Consider the following 18,839-nt stretch of genomic DNA (forward strand, 5'->3'; position numbering starts at 1 on the left):
ATCAAATTTCCAATTTCGATGATGTTTCACCTTGACATATTACCGCAGGACTTTCTCCGTTTTTCACATGATTTTGTTTCTTCATTTTTGCACGATTTCCTTCTTTTTTCGTTCATGATAAGCTGAAAAAGAAAGGATGTGAATATGATGGAACGAATAAGTAAACTCCAAAAAAAACTGAAAGAAACAAACGCATCATGGGCGTTCATTACATCAACAGCAAACGTTTTTTATTTTAGCAGCTTTTACAGCAACCCGCATGAACGGCTACTAGCCATTGTTGTATTTCCTAATGAAGAACCGTTTCTTATTTGCCCAGAAATGGATGCCAACCAAGCGAAACAAGGAGGCTGGCCATATTCCATCGTCAGCTATGATGATGTGCATGATCCGTGGCATATGTTGCGCGATGAACTAAACAGACGAAACGTGCAAACAGAACGAATTGGTATTGAAGCATCTCATATGACGGTAAGTCGTCTCGAGCAGCTACAATCATACTTTTCACATGCATCGTTTTTCGACTTAACTGATACGCTCCATGAACTACGTATGACAAAAGATGAAAAAGAGCTCCAAACGCTTCGTCAAGCAGCCGAATTAGCGGATTTCGGTGTCGATGTCGGTGTACGTTCGCTGAAAGAAGGGAAAACAGAATTAGAAATTATCGCCACTATTGAATATGAACTAAAAAAACAAGGGGTACGCACGATGGCGTTTGATACGATGGTTCTTACCGGAACAAATAGCGCACATCCCCATGGTGTCCCTGGAATGAATCGCATTCAAGCAGGCGATTTTGTGTTATTTGACCTCGGTGTCGTACTTGATGGATATTGTTCCGATATTACGCGCACAGTCGTATTCGGGCAACCAACAGAAAAACAAAAACGCATATACAACACCGTCTTACACGCGCAGCAAGCGGCGATTCATGCGTGTCAAATTGGCGCACCGATTGGAAGCATTGACAAAACCGCTCGTTCGCTCATCGAACAAAAAGGATACGGAGCATATTTTCCGCATCGAATCGGTCATGGTCTCGGCATTGATGTTCATGAATATCCGTCAATGAACGCAGCAAACACAATGCCTCTTCAAGCAGGAATGGTATTTACAATTGAGCCTGGTATTTACGTCCCATCGGTCGGTGGCGTACGCATTGAAGACGACGTGTATATGACTGAAAAAGGACCGCTTCTTTTAACAACATACCCAAAAGAACTACAAATCATATAGGCTGTCGCGATGGCAGCCTATTTTCGATACCGATGAATAACATCAAGACCGCCGGTTACTTCAACGACTGTCCCCGTAATCATATCGGAGTGATCATCACATAAAAATTCAACGACGCGGGCAATATCTTCTCCTGTCCCTGAACGACCAATCGGTGTCATATCGTCTTTTATGTGGCGGGCATATGCAATCGTCGCTTCTTTCATTTCTCCAATAATATTTCCCGGACAAACCATATTTGCTGTAATACCGTACTCCGCTTCTTCAAGCGCAATCGTTTTTGTAAGCGAAACGAGCCCCACTTTTGCCGCGCTAAATGCTGAACGATACATCCATCCTGGTGCGTGATCTGCTCCTTGAAAACCATATGTCACAATGCGGCCGAAACGTTGGTTGCGCATAATCGGGACAACTCGTTTAAACAGATGAAACATGGCGCTTAAGTTCCCTTCAATCATTTCGTACCATTCGTCGTCAGTATAATCCGCCAGTTTTTTTCGCTCGAATATGTAAGGACCTGCATTATGAATCAAATAGTCGATTCGCCCGAATTTCGCCAACGCTTCATCCACGAGGCGAATTAAATCTTCTTTGTTCGTCACATCCCCTTGTACAAAATGAAGACGGTCATGACAATCACGATACATTTCTTTCAACGCTTCAACCGCTTGTACGTCGCTTCGGTAATTGACAGTGACAGCGTAGCCTTTGTCTAAAAAGCGTTCCGTTACTTTTTTGCCAAGTCCTTTCGTTCCTGCTGTTACAATAGCATGTCTCACACTCATCCCTCCATCCATGCTTTGCTATGTTTATCGTACTACAAATAGGCGGAGGAAAACACTTGTTATGCTCGCTAGAAACAAAAGAGGCGTTATCGCCTCTTTTGTTCATCTTCCTGTTCAATAACGCCGCTAATGTACGCATCTGTAATTTGCTCAGTTACTTCTGAAACGCCGTTTTCATCGTAATACAGTTGTTCTTTTTGATCCTTTTCACGCATTGTTTTACCCCTTTCGTCATAAATTTTTCGACAATACGTAGTGTTTGTTTTACAAAAAATGATATACTTGAATAGGAAGGAAAATTTTTTATTGGGGGAGTGTTTATGTACAAGTATAAAAAAATTTTAGTAGCAGTCGATGGCTCAAAAGAAGCAGAATGGGCGTTTAAAAAAGCAATTGAAATTGCTAAACGCAACGACGCTTCACTCGTTCTTTCACACATCATTGACGTTCGTTCATTTGCGACCATTGAAGCATACGATCGAACGGTGGCAGAGCGGGCAGAAAAATTCGCAAAAGAATTGTTGCAATCGTATGAAAAACAAGCTGTCGAGGCAGGAGTGAAAGAAGTCGTCACAGATATTGAGTACGGTTCCCCAAAAGTAAAAATTTCAAAAGAAGTCGCTCCAAAATATGAAGTGGATTTAATTGTTTGTGGCGCAACAGGAATGAGTGCAGTCGAACGCTTTTTCATCGGAAGCGTTTCCGAACATATTACACGATATGCAAAATGCGATGTGCTCGTCGTACGCACACCTGAACAAACAGAGGCATAAAAGCGAGCGCTTTTATGCCTCTATCATTTGCTTAGCTTTCTCAATTGCTATTTTTACTTCAGTAAATCCTGTCCCCCCCGCACTCGTACGACGATTTACTGCTGTATATGGATCGAGCGCATCATAAATATCTTCTTCAAATAAAGGCGAGGCTTGTTGATATACATCGAGCGGCAAATCTACTAAAAAAACACCTCGTTCAATGCATGTAAGCACGAGTTTCCCGACGATTTCATGCGCCTTGCGAAACGGGACACCTTTTTTCGCTAAATAATCTGCTAGTTCTGTTGCATTTGAAAAATCTTGTTTCGTTGCTTTTTCCATTACATCAGTACGAACCGTCATCGTTTCAATCATGCCGGTGAAAATTTTTAAGCTACCGATGACCGTTTGAACCGTGTCAAACATACCTTCTTTATCTTCTTGCATATCTTTATTATAAGCGAGCGGCAACCCTTTCATAACGGTCAGTAACGCCATTAAATGCCCGTACACCCGTCCTGTTTTTCCACGAATGAGCTCAGCCATATCTGGATTTTTCTTTTGCGGCATAATGCTGCTTCCTGTCGCAAACGTGTCATCTATTTCAATAAACTGAAACTCTTGACTCGACCAAAGAATAAGCTCTTCACAAAAGCGGGATAAATGCATCATCAAAAGGGAACTATGGCTTAAAAATTCGATAATAAAGTCACGATCGCTCACCGCATCTAAACTATTTTCATATATGCTATCAAAACCGAGAATTTTGGCGGTCAAATGTCGATCGATCGGAAACGTCGTCCCTGCCAGCGCCCCTGCACCAAGTGGCGATTTGTTAATTCGCTTTAACGATTCGGTAAACCGCTCTCGATCCCGTTCAAACATCCATACATACGCCATCAAATGATGAGCAAATGAAATTGGCTGTGCTCGTTGTAAGTGCGTATAACCAGGAATAAGCGTTTCAATATGTTGTTCTGCTTTTTCCACAAGCACACGTTGCAATTGACGAATGAGCTCGATGATCTCAGCGACCCGTTTTCGCAAGTACAAATGCATATCTGTCGCGACTTGATCGTTTCGACTTCTTCCCGTATGAAGCTTCCCTCCAACAGAGCCGATTTCATCAATCAACATTTTTTCAATGTTTAAATGAATATCTTCATAGGCAACCGAAAAGGAAAGCTCTTCGTTTTTTGCTTTTTCTAATAACTTCGTTAACCCTTTTTTAATCGTTTCGACATCTTCTTTTGGCAAAATGCCACATTCACCGAGCATCGTCACATGCGCAATACTTCCTTCGATATCTTCTTCAACGAGCTGTTGGTCAAAATGGATCGATGCGCCAAAGTCATCGACCCATTGTGCTGCTGTTTTTGTAAACCGTCCTCCCCATAACTTTTTCACACAGTCACCTTCTTTTCTCCGTTGACGATACTATACACTTTTGTCGGCAAGCCAAACAAAGAAATAAACCCGACAGCCGCTTGATGATCGAATTCATCTTCTGCTGTGTATGTCGCTAACTTTTCATCATATAACGAAAACGGAGATTTTCGACCTTCTACAATTGCATGCCCTTTAAACAATTTCACTCGCACAACACCAGTGACATTTTTTTGTGTTTCTTTCAAAAATGCAACAAGCGCATCTTTTAACGGGGAAAACCAAAGACCGTTATAAATGACTTCTGCAATTTTTTGCTCAATGATCGGCTTAAAATGCGCGACTTCTTTGACGAGCGTTAAGTCTTCTAATTCTTTATGTGCTTTAATAAGCGTCATTGCTCCTGGACATTCGTATACTTCACGCGATTTAATCCCAACGAGTCGGTTTTCAACATGGTCAATGCGACCAACGCCGTGTTTGCCAGCTAGTGCATTCAGTTCAAGAATAAGCTCTGCAAGCGAATACGCTTTTCCGTTAATTGTTTTCGGTATCCCTTGCTCAAAGCCGATTTCAATGATATCTGGCTCATTTGGTGTATGTTCAAGTGCAACTGTTAACTCGTATGCTTCTTCTGGCGGCGCTGCCCATGGGTCTTCTAAAATGCCGCACTCGTTGCTTCTTCCCCATAAGTTTTGATCAATGGAAAATGGGCTATCTAAATCGATTGGAATTGGAATGTTATGTTGTTTCGCATATTCAATTTCTTCTTCGCGCGACCATTTCCATTCGCGAACAGGTGCAATCACTTTTAAATTGGGATTCAATGCTTGAATGGACACTTCAAAGCGCACTTGGTCATTCCCTTTTCCTGTGCAACCGTGCGCCACAGCAACCGCTCCTTCTAATTCAGCAATTTCAACAAGTTTTTTTGAAATTAACGGACGGGACAACGCAGAGATGAGCGGATATTTTCCTTCATACAGCGCGTGTGCTTGCAAAGCAACAAGCGCATATTCATTCGCAAACTCTTCTTTTGCATCAATCATATATGATTGTACAGCGCCGACTTTTAACGCTTTTTCTTTCACAAATTCTAAATCTTTTCCTTCTCCGACATCTAAACAACAAGCTACAACATCATATCCTTGTTCTTGTAGCCATTTAATCGCTACCGATGTATCTAAACCCCCAGAATAAGCGAGCACTACTTTTGGTTTTGCCATGATCGTTCCTCCCTAAAGAATAAAAATACTTATTATTTAATATTTATTCATTTTGCATATTAATAATGTAACAGCTATTTTTCTTTTTTTCAATAACTATTTTGATTAAAATAAAAATTGATAAATGAAAAGGATGGGAGAACGAAATGAGCGCACACTTTGTATATGATGAACGCCTTGGTATTCGCTTGCCACATTTAGAGAAAGCATGGGATATGTACACAAAAGAAGAACAAGCAGAAATTTTATTAGAGTGGGAGACGATTCGCGGGAAAATTCCTGATCGAATTATTGAATTAGAACAGCAAATTAATGAAAAGCAAAGGCAGCTTGGGGAAGAAAACGATTTCGCCCGCTCATGCATGCTCAACTTTGAAATTGCATCTCTCGCTTCAATCATTAACGATTTATGGATTTGGTATCGAATGAACCAAACGGTCACAAATCGCATACATCAATGAAAATGTAAAAAAGGTGCCCATACGGACACCTTTTTATGCTATGTTCGCTAATCGCATGACGTCACGAGCGATCATAACCTCTTCATTCGTCGGGATGACTAATACTTTTACAGGCGAGTGTGGATAGCTAATGAACGCTTCTTTCCCGCGCACTTTATTTAATGCTGGATCCCAGTAAACGCCCATAAATTCAAGACCACGCAATACTTTTGCGCGCACAACATCGCTGTTTTCTCCAATACCCGCTGTGAAAATAATCGCATCTACACCGCACATGCGCGCTGCGTATGAACCGATATATTTATGAATGCGCCCTGCAAACACTTCAAGCGCTAATTCTGCGCGTTGATCGCCTTTAGCAGCCGCTTCCTCAATATCGCGTAAATCGCTTGAAAAACCAGTTAAGCCAAGCATACCACTCTTTTTATTTAAAATATCAATGACTTCCTCGGCTGTTTTCCCTGTCTTTTGCATAATGTATGGGATTAACGCTGGGTCGATATTGCCGGAACGCGTCCCCATTGCTACACCAGCAAGCGGCGTAAAGCCCATCGACGTATCAATCGATTTTCCACCTTCTACTGCTGCAATGCTCGCTCCATTTCCTAAGTGACAAGAAATTAGGCGAAGTTGCTCAATTGGTCGCCCTAATAGTTCAGCTGCTCGTTGTGTCACATATTTATGCGATGTGCCGTGGAATCCGTATTTACGAATGCCAAACTTTTCATAATACTCATACGGCAGGCTATATAAAAACGACTGCTCTGGCATCGTCTGATGGAATGCGGTATCGAATACAGCCACAGCTGGTACGTTCGGCAACACTTCACGGAACGCTTTAATACCAACAACGTTCGCTGGGTTGTGTAATGGCGCTAAGTCAGATAAATCTTCAATTTCTTTTAACGTTTCATCTGTAATTAAAACCGAGTCGCTAAATTTTTCGCCACCATGCACAACGCGATGGCCAATTCCTTCAATTTCATCAAACGATTGAATGATGCCAAGCTCAATTAATTTATCAAGCAACATTTTTACAGCAACCGCATGATCTGGAATGGATGTTACTTCTTTTATTTTTTCACCATTTACTGTAATATTAAAAATCGCATCTTCAAAACCGATTCGCTCAACCACACCTTTTGTTAATACTTCTTCACTCGGCATATTGAACAATTGAAACTTTAACGAAGAACTTCCCGCATTAATCGCTATGACTTTTGGCATTTGACTAAACAGCTCCTTTAACATCGTTCACAGTTATTGTATGCAAATATGCGAATTTCATCGGTACGCTTCTCATTTTACGGGTCGTTCGTCGCTCTTTTCAAGTACACAAACTTGACGAAAACGTTTTCTTCACATATTTGTTATATTCAGAAGGTTATGAACGATTTTCTTTTAGCCATTGTTCGAGCTTTAACACCATCGCTTGCATCGCTTGCTTATTTGAAAAGCTAGGAAGCTGAGCAAGCAACGCTTGTTTTGGAGCTTTTGCGCGCTCTCCTTTCTTTTGCAAAATAAAAATACTTTTCGCTGCCGCTTTATTTTTAAACATCGAAAGCGGAAGCTGCAACAACCCTTGGATAAACGTCTCTTCTTTGATGAGCGCATGCAATTGTTTTGATTCGTCTGATGTAAACAGGGTATTTGGAATTAAGAAAAATAAATACCCGCCTTCTTTCGTATAACGAATACTTTGTTCAATAAATAAATAATGAGCATATGAATGACCACTTTTTACATGTAAGCGAAACGACTTGGCGTTTTCGTCATCTGGATAATATCCGATCGGCAAATCGCACACAACTATGTCAACCGGCTCAATAAACAACGGTTTTAAACTATCTTGATGAAATAGTTGAATTTCATGTTGTTGTAAATTTGCATTCACATAAGCGAGCTTCAATAATAAATCGTCTATATCCGCTCCGTAACTTCTTACTTTTTTATTCGTCAGTTGATTTAATACAGCTGTCATTAAATTCCCTGTGCCAATAGCAGGATCGAGAAGCGATAGCGAAAAATACGTTTTTGTAAATTCATCAACTAAATAACCGATAAATACAGATACGGCATCTGGTGTCATTTGGTGGTGAGGCTGTACGTATTCCTTCATTCCTTTTAACATCGCTAATTGCAACGCTTTACGAATATGTTCATTTTTCCAATCGTGTAAACTGATAGATTGGTACGCTTTTTTCAGCCGTTCTTTTAACAACTCACTTACTTCTTCTTGCAAGATTTCTTCATGAAATATGTTTTCACCCGTTTCAGTGACAGCTTCTAAATAAGAACATTTTAATTCTTCTTGCAGCCACGTTGCCGTTTCGTCAATGACTGTAAATAGCTTTTCCAATACGCTTCACTCCTTTCTGTCCGACATTTTATTTTAGAGAATGTAAACGAAAAAGGCTATCCCTTTTTTTGAGATAGCCTCTCATAATTATTGTTGAGCCGCTTGTTTTGCCGCTTCGATCGCCGCTTCATAGTTTGGATGGTTTGTCGCTTCAGATACATACTCAACATATGTCACACGATCATTGCGATCAACAACAAATACAGCACGGGCAAGTAAACGCAACTCTTGCATAAGCACACCGTAGGCTTGACCAAACGATACGTCGCGATGATCGGATAACGTGACAACGTTTTCTAATCCATTTGTAGCGCACCAACGTTTTTGAGCAAATGGCAAATCGACACTAATCGTTAATACTTTTACGCCTTCAATGCTTCCTGCTTCTTCATTAAAGCGACGTGTTTGGGCATCACAAACCCCCGTGTCGATCGACGGTACAACGCTAATTAAACGAACAAATCCTTTTGTATCATCTAATGTCACTGGCGATAAATCGTTTGCAAGCACGGTGAAATTCGGGGCCGCATCACCGACTTTCACTTCTTGACCGATTAATGTGACAGGATTTCCTTTAAATGTAACACTCGCCATAGTAAGCCTCCTCTTTATATAAGATACAGGCTCATCATAACGTAATTAGATGAAAAATTCAATTATTTCGATTGAGACTAAATATCAAAATCGGGTGCTTCGTTATGTTGTTGCTTCGGTTTTTCTTTTTTCTCGAACATTTGCTGAATTTTTTCAATCGCTTGCGGAGCTAAGTCTAAAATTTTCTCATATAAATGCGTACTTTCATCAACATGCAACAGTTTCACACCTGAACTATTCACAATTAAAAAAGCAATCGGTGTAATCGATACACCGCCACCGCTTCCGCCACCAAACGGATGAGCTTCTTTTTGTTGTTCATTTCCATCATTCAACATAAACTCACTACCGCCTGCTGCAAAACCGAAACCGACTTTTGATACAGTTAAAATGACGCTTCCATCTGGCGTCTCCACAGGATCACCAATAATCGTATTGACATCGATCATTTGCTTTAAGTTTTCCATCGCTGTCGTCATTAATCCTTCAATTGGATGTCCACTCATTTTCATTCCTCCTAGAAACTTTTGCACCTTTTTTCCAATGTTTTACGACCTTCAGTCCTGCTAATATAGCATAACCGATTCGAAATCGAATCATACATGTAAACGACATACATGATACTGCTCCTTGAAAAAAAGGAACGATAGAAATGGACGGAGCGCTACAAACATTCATATATTTGCTTATCATTGCGACTATATAATATTTCAACGACCAACCAACTCCCACAAGCATTGCTGTTTTTGCAGCGTCCCCCACCCCAATTTGTGTATGCCATTGAAACTGTAATATCGAAACTTTTTGTAAAAATTTTTTTACGATTGTATGTAAATGAACAATTTTATTTAACAAATGTTGTACTTGCGAAAAACGTTTGCGAGCATCACTAACAGTAAACGTCGTTTTTTCATCTTTTCCTGTATTCGTTTTTTGCTCTGTCACTACTCCAGCTTCTTTTTTCGATATTTCAATAAGCGGAACAGTAAAACGATAACGAAGAAACCGAAGAAGGCGAATGTCTACCGTTAATTGATCATTATCTTGTGCATGTCGAAATTGAATCGTAATGTGCACATATAAAAAAGGAATAAGCGCTAAAAAGGCTATAAGGATGATGACAATAACGAAAATCATCGGTTGTTCACTTCCCTCCCGATGACATTTTCGACAAAAATGAGTGAAATTAAACGAATAAATTATCTATGAATGGAAAATAAATGATAAAATAAACGTGAGGACATTTTAACGGAGGGAAAATCGATGACTGAACGACGCAATCGTATGTACTTCTTTCATAAACATGATGACGAAACGAAAAAACAAGTTCAACCGCTCATTGAACTGGCTAAACAGTATAAGTTTGAAGTTGTGGACGATGCGAAACAAGCAAACATTATTGTAAGCGTCGGTGGAGACGGGACATTTTTACAAGCCGTCAGAAAAACAGGCTTTCGTGACGATTGCTTATATGCGGGTATTTCAACGTCAGGTTCATTAAGTATGTATTGTGATTTCCATATTCATGATACGAAAAAAATGATTGAAGCGATGACAACGGAACAAATTGAAGTGCGGAAATATCCAACGATTTATGTCACAGTCAATGACTCGACATCATTTTATTGTTTGAATGAATGTTCGATTCGTTCAAGTGTTATTAAAACGTTTGTCATGGACGTGTTTATTGACAACTTACATTTCGAAACATTCCGTGGTGATGGAATGATCATTGCTACACCTACAGGAAGTACCGCTTACAATAAATCAGTCAATGGCGCAGTCGTTGATCCGATGCTCCCTTGCTTTCAAGTAAGCGAATTAGCGTCATTAAACAATAATCGTTATCGTACCCTCGGCTCATCATTTATTTTAAGCGGAAATCGCAAACTTACATTGAAAGTAGTACAAGACGGAAACGATTATCCGATTATCGGTATGGATAATGAAGCATTAAGCATTCAACACGTCGAAAAAATTGATATTTCATTAAGTGGAAAAGTCATTAAAACAGTCAAACTAAAAGATAATTCATTTTGGGAAAAAGTAAAACGAACATTTTTGTAAAAAGAGGCATAACGCCTCTTTTTACGATTTTCTTTGATCAACGAGGCAGCGATCCGCCCCATGTACATGATTAACACGAACGAATATTGGCGTCACGCGAATAACGTTTTTTATTTTTTGTTTCGCATCTTCATCAAGCTCTTTTTCGATGTAAATCGTTAATTGGTCACGATCATTTTCCTTTGTCACCACCGCTTGAAATATTGGGCAATCCACTTCGGTCATCACTTGCTTTAACTGTTGTTCATGAATAAACATCCCTTTCACTTTTACACTCGTACCGACACGTCCAAGCACACCGATGATACGCTCACCTTTATAACCTTCTACCCAACGTGAAACATCCCCTGTGCCAAACCGAACAAGCGGATACGTGCGATCAAATATCGTAACAACGATTTCCCCTTCTTCATCAAGCGGCTCTCCCGTTATCGGATCGCATAGTTGAACGATCGCACGTGAACTAATTTTTAAGCCTGGACCTTGTCGATCCTCAAACGCGATGCAACCACAATCAGCTGTTCCGTATCCTTCAAAAACACGAATGCCCCTTTGTTCAAACTGTTCACGCATACTTTCTGTTAGTTTTTCTGCGGTAAAAAACGCCTTCTTCACCGCTACATGTATCCTTTTTTCATCCGCATACTGCAACAATAAATGTAGAAAACTTGGCGTACCAACATACCCTGTAACTTGTAAATCATTCATCAGTTGCACTTGCAATTCGCGATTGCCCGGACCGGCTGGAACGACTGTTGCTCCGATCTGGCGAAGGGCGCTATCAAACATAAACCCTGCTGGTGATAAATGATAAGAAAACGTGTTTTGAACGATATCATCTTTCGCAAAACCTGCCGCTTGAAGCGCTTCTGAAAATCCCCATTCATCTTGGTCGTCTCCTTGTGGGTCATAAATCGGACCAGGGGACATAAATATGCGCGCAAGTTCATTTGTTTTTTTTGTAATCATCTTTCCAAAGGGCAACTCATGTTTTTGCAAAAAAGGTAGTTGTTCTTTTTTCAATACAGGGATACGACTAAGCTGTTCAACCGTTGTCAATTCATACGGATTGATATTTTCAGCGTCTAACCGCTCGCGTAATGCTGGCGACTGTTCGTATGCGTCAATCAAGAACGATTTCCACCCTTCCATTACAACCACCGCTTTCTCCGTTTATACGACTTTACTTCGCGATAATTTTTACGCCCTTTCTCGCTCATGCCAAGGTAAAATTCTTTTACATCTTCATTTTCCAGTAGTCTCTCAACCGGACCATCCATTACAATGCGACCATTTTCCATAATGTATCCATAATGGGCAATCGACAAGGCGATATTCGCATTTTGTTCAACGACGAGAATGGTCGTTCCTTCTTCTTTGTTAATCTTTTTAATGATTGAAAAAATTTCTTTTACAAGTAACGGTGCGATCCCGAGCGATGGCTCATCAAGCAATAAAATTTTCGGCTTTGCCATCATCCCGCGACCGATCGCTAACATTTGTTGTTCTCCGCCCGATAAGTATCCAGCTTGCTGATGGCGCAACATATGAAGTTTCGGAAAGTAATGATACACTTTTTGTAAATCTGCTTTTATGTTGTGACGATCTTTTCGCGTATGGGCACCGACAATTAAATTTTCTTCTACCGTCAAATGTTCAAACACTCGCCTTCCTTCCATACATTGAAAAATACCTTTTTTCACAATTTCTTCTGCATCTTTTCCCTCGATTCGTTCCCCATACAGCTCAATGTACCCATCGGTCACTTCCCCATCTTCGCTTTTTAACAATCCTGAAATGGCTTTTAACGTTGTCGTTTTTCCTGCCCCATTGCTGCCAAGCAAAGCGACAATTTTCCCTTCTGGAATAACCATTGACATACCTTTTAACACGAGAATAACGCGGTTATACATCACTTCCACATTGTTTAACGTAAGCATTCGTCTCCCCCTTTCTGAAAATGAAAGGGTGCTTCCTGTTGAAAACACCCTTTCATTCACTTTAATATCCGAAGTAGTCTGTAAACACTTTAAACTGTCCGTTTTCTACTTTTGCTAGACGAATTTGATTTGTTCCAGCATGGTTGTCAGCTGTAAACGTAACTGGTGCAGCTAAGCCGCCTAAATCAAGATCTTTTAATTTTTCTAATCCTTGACGAATACCTTCACCACTCGTTGGATCATCTGCTTGCTTGATTCCTTCTACTAGGATTTTTGCTGTCACCCATCCTTGAATAAACTTTTGGTTTTTATCCTCCAATTTCTCACCCTTGCTTGCTAAATACTCTTTCACTTCAGCCATGCCTGGTAAATCTTCATATGGAAACGCATGTGTCACCACACCGATAAACCCTTCTGCCGCATCTCCTGCAATCGGAAGCAATCCTTCACCCGTTGTCCAGTTTAAACCAATAAATTGCGTGTCAATGCCTAATTTTTTCGCATCTTTTAAAATCGTTGCTGTCGCGCCCCATGTTTGTTGAATAATCGCATAATCCGGTGCTTTTTTCTTCATGTTCAATAGTTGGGATGTCGCATCAAGCGCTTTTAAGTCAACAATTTGTTCATCAACAATCTCTACGCCAATTTCTTTCGCAAAATCTTTTGCATCTTGAATTGGCGATTTTCCAAATGCCGTGTCATTATAAATAAGAGCGACTTTTGGCGTGCCACCTGCATAATTTTCTTTAATCCAACGAAGCACCGATCGCGCTTGATCAGAATACGATGCGGCTGTTAAGAAATTGTATGGACTTTCTTTAATATTTTTTAAATTTTCTGAATAAGAAGCTGAGAAAAATGGCAGTTTATCCGTTGCAACTTGTTGACGCAACGCTTCTGTATCCGCTGTTCCCCATCCTAAAATAGCGGATACTTTGTCGCTTGACTTGTACTTTTGATACAACTTTTGCGCTTCTGGAATTTTGTACGCATAATCTTGACCGACAAGCTCAATTTTATAACCGTTTACTCCACCTTTTGAGTTGATGTATTCAATATACGCTTTTTCTCCTTCTGCATACGGTGTACCAACATCTCCAGTTGCCCCTGTAATATCAAACAATGCACCAATTTTAATTGTTCCTTTCTCTTCCCCTGTATCTTTTGTTGGTTCTGTTGCTGTTTTGTCACCTCCTGAACACCCGAACAACATGCTTGCTCCAAGAAGCAACGTAGCAAGTAGCGCTCCTTTTTTCTTCATTCTTTCATCCCCCTTATGTTTTTTATTATATATAAAGCGGATATTCCGCTTCATATTACTTCGTATAAGAAAATGGCCAGAGACGGAAATAATTTTTTATGTTTAACCAAATTTTATTTAATCCATCTGGCTCATATACGAGAAATAAAATGATCACAACACCGAAGACAACTTCTCTCATACCGACAAGTAAACCTTCTAAACCAGGAAACGTGCCGCTTAATAAATCAACAACGCTTCGTAAAACAACCGGCATAAGTGTAATAAATACAGCGCCATACAGCGAACCAAACACACTTCCTAAACCACCAACTAAAATCATCGCCAAGTATTCAATTGAAACAGAGATACTGTACAATTCAGGACTTACAATCATCGTGTAATGTCCAAGAAGCGCGCCAGCAATACCGACAAAAAACGAGCTAACGAAAAAGGCGAGCACTTTATATTTAAATAAATCGATGCCCATCACTTCCGCTGCAATATCGCGGTCTCGTACTGCAATGAATGCGCGTCCGACACGGGTACGAAATAAATTAAGTGAAAAAACAATAGTGATGAGTAAAACAGCAAACATTAAGTAGTAATAGCTCGTTTCACTCATAAACGTAAACGAACCGATTTGAGGACGGCTTAATACGAGCCCTGCTGTCCCCCCTGTTAACGAATCCCAACGTGAAATGACAAACAAAATAATCACTTGCGCTGCTAACGTTGCAATGGCTAAATATAACCCTTTTAAGCGCAACGACGGAATCCCAAACAAAGCACCGACAAGCGCTGTAATGAGTCCAGCAAGCGGAAAAGCGAGCCAAAAGCTAAGACCTAACTTTGTCGTTAAGATCGCAGATGTATAACCGCCAACCCCTAAAAATGCGCCAACTCCTATTGAAATTTGACCAGTAAATCCTGTCAAAATATTCAGTCCGATTGCCCCGATAGCTGCAATACCGCATAATGTTGCCAAACCGACTACATAGTCTGTCGCGACCATAGGAAAAAGCGCAAATAATGCTACAACAGCAAAAATACGCCAACGCACACGAGCAATTTTCCAAATCGCCATATCCTGCTTATAATCAACATGAAATTCCCCACATTGCATCACAAACGGATTTCGCACCATTTCACACCCTTTCAATTTCTTTCTTTCCAAATAGTCCGTAAGGTTTAACCATTAAAATGATGACAAGGATGACAAACGGGATCACTTCTTTCAAGCCACCGCCGACAAGCGGGTCTAAATATCCTCCTGTCATACTTTCGATAATACCGATTAAAATACCGCCAATAATCGCCCCAGGAATGCTGTCAAGCCCACCTAAAATAGCAACAGGCAACACTTTTAACCCAATGAGCGAAAGCGAAGAGTTGACTCCGTTAATATTTCCTAATAGCACCCCACCAACTGCTGATACGATCGCTGCAATCGCCCATGCAATCGCAAAAATCGTTTTGACGCTAATCCCCATAGATAAAGCCGCTTGTTGATCGTCTGCTGTCGCTCGCATCGCAATACCGAAACGCGAATATTTGAAAAACAAGGTGAAAATAATGAGCCAAATCATCACAATCACAAACGACCATGCGTATACAGGAGCGATAATCACCTCTCCAAATTGCAGCGGTTTTTCTGAAAAGACCGGTGGATATACGCGTGTTTCATGCCCCCAAATAATATGGACAATCCCAGCAAGTACGCTCGACAATCCGATCGTTGCCATAATCATGGAAATGACCGGTTTTCCAATGAATGGACGTAACACAACTTTTTCTACGCTCCAACCAAGCAACGCACTAAACGCTAAAGCGAGCAATAACGCAGCAATAAACGGAACATTATAGCTAGCAACAAGCGTTAAACAAACGTACGTCCCGATAAGTAAAAATTCACCTTGCGCAAAATTAATAGCATCACTCGATTTGTAAATAAGCACAAAGCCGAGCGCAACGAGCGCATATACGCTCCCAACGACGATACCCGTTACAAGCATTTGTAAGAAAAAAGCCATTTATGCTGCTCCCTCCCCTTCATCAATCGAGACGACTTTTAACGTCGTTTTAATGACTTGCTCTTTGCCATCACGATATTTAATTGTTCCTTCTACCGCAATATGATCCGTTTCTGAATACATTCCTTCAATGAGGGATGCGTATTTTTTGGCAATAAATTGGCGACGTACTTTTTTCGTTCTTGTTAATTCTTCGTCATCCGCATCAAGCTCTTTATAAAGCAGCACAAACTTTTTCACGCGCGCTTTTTCTGGCAACGATTGATTAATCTCGTTCACTTGCTCTTGAATGAGCTGAATGACTTCTTGTTTCGCTGAGAGGTCAGAATAAGTCGTATAAACGAGTTGATTTTTCTCAGCCCAGCGCCCAACGTTTGCCATATCGATGTTAATAATGGCAACGACGTATGGACGATCACGCCCAATGGCAACCGCTTCTTGAATATATGGGCTAAATTTTAGTTTATTTTCAATAAATTGCGGAGAAAACATCTCACCTGTTTGTAAACGAATGACATCTTTTAGACGATCGATGACGTACAAATGACCTGATTCATCTAAATAACCAGCATCCCCTGTATGCAGCCAACCATCTTCAATCGTTTCTTTTGTTGCTTTTTCGTTTTTATAATAGCCGCAACATACACTTGGGCTTTTTAACAAAATTTCACCTTGCTCAGAAATTTTCACCTCTGTTTCCGGGATTGGCATGCCGACGCTATCTACTTTAATATCTCCATCGCGATGAACAATTGCAATTCCCGATACTTCTGTTTGACCGTAAATGCTTTTTACATTCACCCCAATGCTATGGAAGAAGCGAAACACATCTGGACCTAGCGGGGCACCGCCAGTATATGCACGCTTTAAGCGCAACAAACCAAAATGGTCTCGAATGGCACTAAAAACGAAATAATCCGCAAGTTTATACAAACATTTCGTCCAAAATGAAACATCGCTTTTCGTAAAGTGAGCTTCTGCTACTTTTTCTCCAATCGGCTTACACCATTCATACATTTTTCGCTTGAACCAACTTGCATCTTGAATACGCACTTGAAACTTTGAAACTATGTCTTCATAAATGCGCGGTGGTGAAAACATGACGTGTGGTCCAATCTCTCGTAAATTTTCAAACACCGTTGAAGGTTCTTCTGGGAAGTTCACGACCATGTTGCAGTGGAATGCCATTGAAATAGTCATCATTTGTTCGCCTATCCAAGCGAGCGGTAAAAATGAAAGGTATTCGTCTTGTTCGTCAAGTGGATCGATTTTTGCGAGGTTTTTTGCCATTTCAAATAAATTGCGATAGGAAAGTTCTGTTCCTTTTGGATTGCCCGTCGTCCCAGATGTGTACGATAAAATAGCAATATCATCATAGCGCCCTTTTCGTACTTCATCTTCAAAATATGTCGGATACATTTGTTCAAATTGCTGACCGAGCGCTTGCACATCTTGAAAATACAATAATTTATCGTGCTTGTAGTTTCGCATACCACGTGGATCGTAGTAAATAATACGTTGTACCTTTGAAAGTTGCTGTTCAATTTCTAGCACCTTATCAACTTGTTCTTGATCTTCAACAACAACAAATGTTGCATCACAATTGTCGATAATGTATGCTAATTCATTTGGTAGCGATTCTTGATAAATACCAACGGAAATTCCTCCTAAACTTTGGGCTGCTAGTTGACTAAATACCCACTCTGGTCGATTATCACCAATGATAGCTAGTTTATTACTGCGCTGAAACCCGAGCGAAGCAAGCCCTAATGCGAACGATTTCACTTGTGCATAGTAATCACCATACGTATATTCGTTCCAAATACCGTAATCTTTTTCGCGCAGAGCGACTTGATTTGTTTTTTGTCGCGCACGAGCGGTTAATAGCTGTGGAAACGTCATTTGTTCCATAAAACTCCCCCTTTACACCGCATGTTCTTCTCCTAAATACGCTTCAATGACGCGCGGATTTGTTTGCACTTCTTTTGGCGTTCCGTACGCGATCAATTTTCCAAAATCTAATACAGCAATATGATTAGATAAATCCATGACAACGCCCATATCATGCTCAATTAAAATAATCGTCGTCTTCTTTTCTTCGTGAATATCAATAATATACCGTGCCATATCTTCTTTTTCTTCGTTGTTCATACCAGCCATCGGTTCATCAAGCAATAATAAATCTGGCTCCATCGCTAATGCTCGACCGACTTCTACTCGTTTTTGCAAACCGTATGATAGCGTCCCAACCGACACATTGCGCACATGTTCGAGTTCCAAAAAGTCGATTACTTCCTCGACTTTATAACGATGCTCTACTTCTTCCTGTTGTGCTTTCCCCCAGTACAATCCACCTGCAAGCACTCCAGTTTTCATGCGCACGTGTCTGCCGAGCATAAGATTGTCCAAAACAGATAAGTGAGGAAACAATTCAATGTTTTGAAACGCCCGTGCAATACCTAAAGCAGCGCGTTTATGTGGTTTGACATGCGTAATGCGCTCCCCTTTGAAGAAAATGTCTCCTTCTGTCGGTTTGTACAAACCGCTAATGCAATTCAACATACTCGTTTTTCCCGCTCCATTTGGACCGATTAGGGAAAAAATTTCCCCTTCTGTTACTTCAAAAGAAACAGAATCAAGCGCTAACACACCACCGAAACGGATAGACACATCTTGAACTTTCAATATGCCCACTTTCTTCCGTTACAGAAAACTTACAAAACTTTATAAAGCATCTACAATTCTTTACAAAGT

The 18,839-nt window shown here is 40.5% G+C and carries 20 protein-coding genes; 4 read left to right on the forward strand and 16 right to left on the reverse strand.

Features of this window, described 5'->3' with window-relative positions; translation table 11 throughout:
• The first annotated feature begins 144 nt into the window (after positions 1-144).
• Positions 145-1,239: a M24 family metallopeptidase gene (locus ACYQY7_RS11385; RefSeq protein ID WP_461202149.1), complete on the forward strand. Its 1,095-nt coding sequence runs from the start codon at positions 145-147 to the stop codon at positions 1,237-1,239.
• A gap of 17 nt (positions 1,240-1,256) precedes the next feature.
• On the opposite strand, the gene ACYQY7_RS11390 is transcribed toward ACYQY7_RS11385, so the two are convergent.
• Both ACYQY7_RS11390 and ACYQY7_RS11395 read right to left on the reverse strand, forming a co-directional pair.
• Positions 1,257-2,036 carry an SDR family oxidoreductase gene (locus ACYQY7_RS11390; protein ID WP_461202151.1) on the reverse strand — a complete coding sequence of 260 codons (780 nt, stop codon included), beginning with the start codon at positions 2,034-2,036 and terminating at the stop codon, positions 1,257-1,259.
• Between the two features lie 74 nt (positions 2,037-2,110).
• Entirely contained in the window at positions 2,111-2,239 is a 129-nt protein-coding gene (locus ACYQY7_RS11395) for a hypothetical protein (protein WP_461202152.1), read from the reverse strand.
• Positions 2,240-2,344: 105 nt separating this feature from the next.
• On the opposite strand from ACYQY7_RS11395, the gene ACYQY7_RS11400 reads away from it, so the two are divergent.
• Complete coding sequence (locus ACYQY7_RS11400; RefSeq protein ID WP_055440092.1) at positions 2,345-2,797, forward strand: universal stress protein; 453 nt, start codon at positions 2,345-2,347, stop codon at positions 2,795-2,797.
• Positions 2,798-2,809: 12 nt separating this feature from the next.
• On the opposite strand, the gene argH is transcribed toward ACYQY7_RS11400, so the two are convergent.
• Positions 2,810-4,186: an argininosuccinate lyase gene (gene argH / locus ACYQY7_RS11405; protein ID WP_461202154.1), complete on the reverse strand. Its 1,377-nt coding sequence runs from the start codon at positions 4,184-4,186 to the stop codon at positions 2,810-2,812.
• Positions 4,183-5,391: an argininosuccinate synthase gene (locus ACYQY7_RS11410; RefSeq protein ID WP_461202156.1), complete on the reverse strand. Its 1,209-nt coding sequence runs from the start codon at positions 5,389-5,391 to the stop codon at positions 4,183-4,185. Before ACYQY7_RS11410 ends, argH begins: the two co-directional genes overlap by 4 nt.
• A 146-nt stretch (positions 5,392-5,537) precedes the next feature.
• Here ACYQY7_RS11410 and ACYQY7_RS11415 point away from each other — a divergent pair, with 146 nt between their 5' ends.
• Complete coding sequence (locus ACYQY7_RS11415) at positions 5,538-5,852, forward strand: hypothetical protein (RefSeq protein WP_021093765.1); 315 nt, start codon at positions 5,538-5,540, stop codon at positions 5,850-5,852.
• Between the two features lie 33 nt (positions 5,853-5,885).
• On the opposite strand, the gene ACYQY7_RS11420 is transcribed toward ACYQY7_RS11415, so the two are convergent.
• The 5 genes from ACYQY7_RS11420 to ACYQY7_RS11440 form a co-directional block, all read right to left on the reverse strand.
• Complete coding sequence (locus tag ACYQY7_RS11420; protein ID WP_043965415.1) at positions 5,886-7,079, reverse strand: acetate kinase; 1,194 nt, start codon at positions 7,077-7,079, stop codon at positions 5,886-5,888.
• Positions 7,080-7,236: 157 nt separating this feature from the next.
• Positions 7,237-8,211 (reverse strand): class I SAM-dependent methyltransferase, encoded by a 975-nt coding sequence (locus ACYQY7_RS11425; protein ID WP_461202158.1) that lies wholly within the window; start codon positions 8,209-8,211, stop codon positions 7,237-7,239.
• 87 nt (positions 8,212-8,298) lie between these two features.
• Positions 8,299-8,805: a thiol peroxidase gene (gene tpx / locus ACYQY7_RS11430; protein ID WP_461202160.1), complete on the reverse strand. Its 507-nt coding sequence runs from the start codon at positions 8,803-8,805 to the stop codon at positions 8,299-8,301.
• A 77-nt stretch (positions 8,806-8,882) separates the two neighbouring features.
• A complete protein-coding gene (gene ytfJ / locus ACYQY7_RS11435; RefSeq protein ID WP_461202162.1) occupies positions 8,883-9,311 on the reverse strand; it encodes a GerW family sporulation protein in 429 nt (142 codons plus the stop codon).
• Positions 9,292-9,942 carry a DUF2953 domain-containing protein gene (locus ACYQY7_RS11440; RefSeq protein ID WP_461202164.1) on the reverse strand — a complete coding sequence of 217 codons (651 nt, stop codon included), beginning with the start codon at positions 9,940-9,942 and terminating at the stop codon, positions 9,292-9,294. The genes ytfJ and ACYQY7_RS11440 overlap by 20 nt, the downstream gene beginning before the upstream one ends.
• Before the next feature lie 126 nt (positions 9,943-10,068).
• On the opposite strand from ACYQY7_RS11440, the gene ACYQY7_RS11445 reads away from it, so the two are divergent.
• Positions 10,069-10,872, forward strand: coding sequence for an NAD kinase (locus tag ACYQY7_RS11445; protein WP_032100383.1), 804 nt, complete (start codon positions 10,069-10,071; stop codon positions 10,870-10,872).
• Between the two features lie 21 nt (positions 10,873-10,893).
• Here the strand turns inward: ACYQY7_RS11445 and ACYQY7_RS11450 are convergent, their stop codons facing one another.
• The 7 genes from ACYQY7_RS11450 to ACYQY7_RS11480 form a co-directional block, all read right to left on the reverse strand.
• The gene (locus ACYQY7_RS11450) at positions 10,894-12,024 is read right to left on the reverse strand and encodes a phenylacetate--CoA ligase family protein (RefSeq protein WP_461202176.1); all 1,131 of its coding nucleotides are present in this window, start codon (positions 12,022-12,024) and stop codon (positions 10,894-10,896) included.
• Positions 12,024-12,812: an ABC transporter ATP-binding protein gene (locus ACYQY7_RS11455; protein ID WP_461202166.1), complete on the reverse strand. Its 789-nt coding sequence runs from the start codon at positions 12,810-12,812 to the stop codon at positions 12,024-12,026. Before ACYQY7_RS11455 ends, ACYQY7_RS11450 begins: the two co-directional genes overlap by 1 nt.
• A gap of 61 nt (positions 12,813-12,873) precedes the next feature.
• Positions 12,874-14,073: an ABC transporter substrate-binding protein gene (locus ACYQY7_RS11460; RefSeq protein ID WP_461202168.1), complete on the reverse strand. Its 1,200-nt coding sequence runs from the start codon at positions 14,071-14,073 to the stop codon at positions 12,874-12,876.
• 55 nt (positions 14,074-14,128) lie between these two features.
• Positions 14,129-15,199 carry a branched-chain amino acid ABC transporter permease gene (locus tag ACYQY7_RS11465; protein WP_461202170.1) on the reverse strand — a complete coding sequence of 357 codons (1,071 nt, stop codon included), beginning with the start codon at positions 15,197-15,199 and terminating at the stop codon, positions 14,129-14,131.
• 1 nt (position 15,200) lies between these two features.
• On the reverse strand, positions 15,201-16,085 hold the full coding sequence (locus tag ACYQY7_RS11470) for a branched-chain amino acid ABC transporter permease (RefSeq protein WP_003398014.1): 885 nt from the start codon (positions 16,083-16,085) through the stop codon (positions 15,201-15,203).
• Positions 16,086-17,996 (reverse strand): AMP-binding protein, encoded by a 1,911-nt coding sequence (locus ACYQY7_RS11475; protein WP_461202172.1) that lies wholly within the window; start codon positions 17,994-17,996, stop codon positions 16,086-16,088.
• 12 nt (positions 17,997-18,008) lie between these two features.
• Positions 18,009-18,779, reverse strand: a complete 771-nt coding sequence (locus ACYQY7_RS11480; RefSeq protein WP_461202174.1) for an ABC transporter ATP-binding protein — start codon at positions 18,777-18,779, stop codon at positions 18,009-18,011.
• Positions 18,780-18,839 lie beyond the last annotated feature (60 nt).

This window comes from Anoxybacillus sp. TBDG-1 (genome assembly GCF_054815885.1).